We start from the raw sequence: 2,725 nt of genomic DNA, 5'->3' as shown, positions 1-2,725 counted from the left end.
GGCCGACTCATGCAGGCTTCTTCAATAATTCCAACTTCTTGATTTTTCGTAAGAAAAATCGGGGATTCCTCAGGGTCTGACCCCGTTTTACATGACCCCGTTTTACAGGCGTTGTCTCAGGGATTGCACGACGCGTTGGTCGAGAACTTCGAAGTGCCGAAGACAGATCGATTCCAGGTCATTCACCAACATGAGGTCGGCGAGCTGATATTTGATCCCCACTATCTGGGTGGGCCGCGTAGCCATGACTTTGTGCTGATCGCGATTACCGCCGGCCGTGCTCGAAGTGTTACGACGAAACAGCAGTTCTACCGTGATCTGGTCGAGAAACTGGGGCGGGCGCCGGGGCTGAACGCAGAGGACGTGATGGTGGTGATCACCACCACGGCCGGTGATGAGTGGTCGTTTGGGGGAGGGCGGGGCAACTAGGCTTTTAGCAAAACGGGGTCATACCACAGTTAAATATGATCCCGTTTTTACACTACAGCGCCGGCAGCCGATCCAACGCACAAGTACGTTCTATTTTCGGCTCTTTGGCCGTGGGCACGCGCACGCCCGTATCGACATTGAATATGCCGATGTAACAACGGCTCAGCGAGCCCCAGAGCGTCCAGTGCGTAGGCATGCACTTAGAGTGAAGTAGTCCGTTTCTGAAACGTTAAAACCACCCCTCTTCACGTCTTACCTCCGCTGTGGCGCTTTCTTATAGTCGTGCGCCTCAGTCACTTGGAGGTGCACGCATGCGGGGACCCTACGCATTTATCAATGAACATCCCCAGCCTTATCCATTGCTTAAACTAAGCCTGGCGCTTGATCCGCATACGCAGACCAAATTCGACATCCTCAACCAGCACATCCGCAACACGGTGGTGTTGCCGGGGCAATTGGTGATCATTGGAGATAGCCGGACCGACGCTTGCACCGCTGAAGAGGCACAGCTTATGCGCTCGGCGCTGAATATAAAGCTCGCCCTGTTGGCGTACTCGGCAACCGACTCATTCCTGATCAAAAACTATGATCAGTTGCAGGCCATCTTGACCTATTCGTCCCTTGGCATCGGCAGTGCCAGCAGTGCATGGAGCAAGCATTTGGCGCAAGTCGAGAAGACCCTTATCGAAATCGAGAGTTTGCACAAGCAGTACTTGAGCAAAGGCACCACGGGGGCAAGGGAGGAGTTTTTGGTTAAGCGAAGAGCGCTGTTTGCCACGTTGGATAGCCAAATCTCGGGCATGGCGCGCTTTGGTACGGAGGTTGAGAAACGAAGGTTCGATTAAAAAGATGTTGGGGATTTCCAGTAAAAGCTATTGGCACCATGGAGACATTCGTGGGTATGAGGAAAGGGTCAAGCGTTTGGCCAAGGCCTCGCAAATATTGAAGAAGGGGACTTACATTGGCATAGCGCTGGATGTTGGGGCGACGGCGCTGGAGATAACGGAGGCGTGTTCCACAGGGCGTGAGCAAGAGTGTACGCAGGCGAAGTATGTTGAAGGGGGTAAATTGGTGTTGGGGGTGGGTGGTGCATCTGTGGGCGCGGCGTTTGGGGCGCCTATCGGTGTCGGCGCCTGCATGATTGTTTTTGGCATACCCACAGCGGGTGCCGGAGCGTTGGCATGTGCCATTGTCGGCGGTGCCGCAGGTGGATTTGCCGCAGGTAAAGCCGGAAGCGTCTTGGGAGAAGGCACAGGGAAATTTCTCTATAGGACGGCGGGGGATTAAATGGTCTTTGAATATATCGGCATGTGCGCTGGGGTCGTCATGATATTGAGCTTACCTCTGGTTTTTTGTGCCATGTTCAAAAAGCTCGACGCTGCAGAGCGTTACGTGGAGGGCAGTGCTTACATTACTGTGCACAGGGATATTTTTCGTCATGCGCCCTTTGATGGAAGGCCCCAGCGGCTGGTTGCTATGGCTATCATCATTCTTATTCCAAGCATATTTCAGTGGAGGCGTTTAGTACGGGTTGAGGACGTTGAAAAAATCCCACGACATCTCAAGTACTGGATGGTCATTCCGACACTGATTGCTTTCACATCCGTTACCGTCATGTGTATCAGTTGGCTATTGATATCACGCTAATTCCCCTGGGATGTGGCGGCTCATGCCAGGCTCTCTATACTGGCCGTCCCAGGATGCTAGTTCGAGCGCAGACTATGCCCGTCACACCCAATCAAAACTCCCCAATCATTTTGGTCCAGGCTCAAGAACGTGACTTGGATGATCTGGTAGCCATTCGAATCGAGGCCATGCGTGAAAGCCTGGAGCGTGTTGGGCGATTTGATCCAGTGCGCGCGCGAGCGGTTTCTTGGGGGTTTTGAAGCTCGCAACACACGCTACATCGAGGCATCTGGCGATCGGGTCGGTTTTGTAGTGGTCAAGCATCACCACAATGAGCTCTTGCTTGACCATTTGTATGTGAGACCGGGCGCGCAAGGATCAGGTGTAGGGTCTGCGGTGCTCATTCAAATTTTCAAAGAGGCGGATGCAGCTGCGCTCCCCATTAAAGTGGGTGCTCTCAAAGACAGCGCTTCGAATCGCTTTTATATCCGCCATGGTTTCCAATTCATCGAAAGCAGTGAATTCGACCATTATTATGTTCGCCGGAGTGTTCCGGCGATTGGCCCAGCTGGCTAGCTGGACGCCTGATTGACGGCTAACACTCCTCTCGCCCTCGACTGCCAAGCAAACCCCACCACCATCAACAACCCCAACCCCGCCATCCCAGCCC

Annotated in this window: 3 protein-coding genes and 1 pseudogene; all 4 read left to right on the top strand. The window is 53.5% G+C overall.

The window, feature by feature from the left end; all coding sequences use genetic code 11:
- The first annotated feature begins 57 nt into the window (after positions 1–57).
- The 4 genes and pseudogenes from AOA59_RS11410 (at position 58) to AOA59_RS11395 (ending at position 2,631) form a co-directional block, all read left to right on the top strand.
- Positions 58–429 (top strand): tautomerase family protein, encoded by a 372-nt coding sequence (locus tag AOA59_RS11410; RefSeq protein ID WP_099487399.1) that lies wholly within the window; start codon positions 58–60, stop codon positions 427–429.
- A gap of 311 nt (positions 430–740) precedes the next feature.
- The gene (locus AOA59_RS33125; protein ID WP_256593042.1) at positions 741–1,274 is read left to right on the top strand and encodes a hypothetical protein; all 534 of its coding nucleotides are present in this window, start codon (positions 741–743) and stop codon (positions 1,272–1,274) included.
- On the top strand, positions 1,252–1,716 hold the full coding sequence (locus AOA59_RS33120) for a hypothetical protein (protein ID WP_256593041.1): 465 nt from the start codon (positions 1,252–1,254) through the stop codon (positions 1,714–1,716). Before AOA59_RS33125 ends, AOA59_RS33120 begins: the two co-directional genes overlap by 23 nt.
- A 434-nt stretch (positions 1,717–2,150) precedes the next feature.
- Positions 2,151–2,631, top strand: a pseudogene (locus tag AOA59_RS11395) (GNAT family N-acetyltransferase).
- Positions 2,632–2,725 lie beyond the last annotated feature (94 nt).

This window comes from Pseudomonas sp. 2822-15 (genome assembly GCF_002742515.1).
Lineage (GTDB): Bacteria > Pseudomonadota > Gammaproteobacteria > Pseudomonadales > Pseudomonadaceae > Aquipseudomonas > Aquipseudomonas salomonii.
Note: the sequence above shows the minus strand (reverse complement) of the source record. Positions and strands in the feature narration are given on the sequence as shown.

What these genes read in the sequence shown, in the direction of transcription:
- AOA59_RS33125 (WP_256593042.1), top strand. Translation starts at nt 741, where the DNA reads ATGCGGGGACCCTACGCATTTATCAATGAACATCCCCAGCCTTATCCA.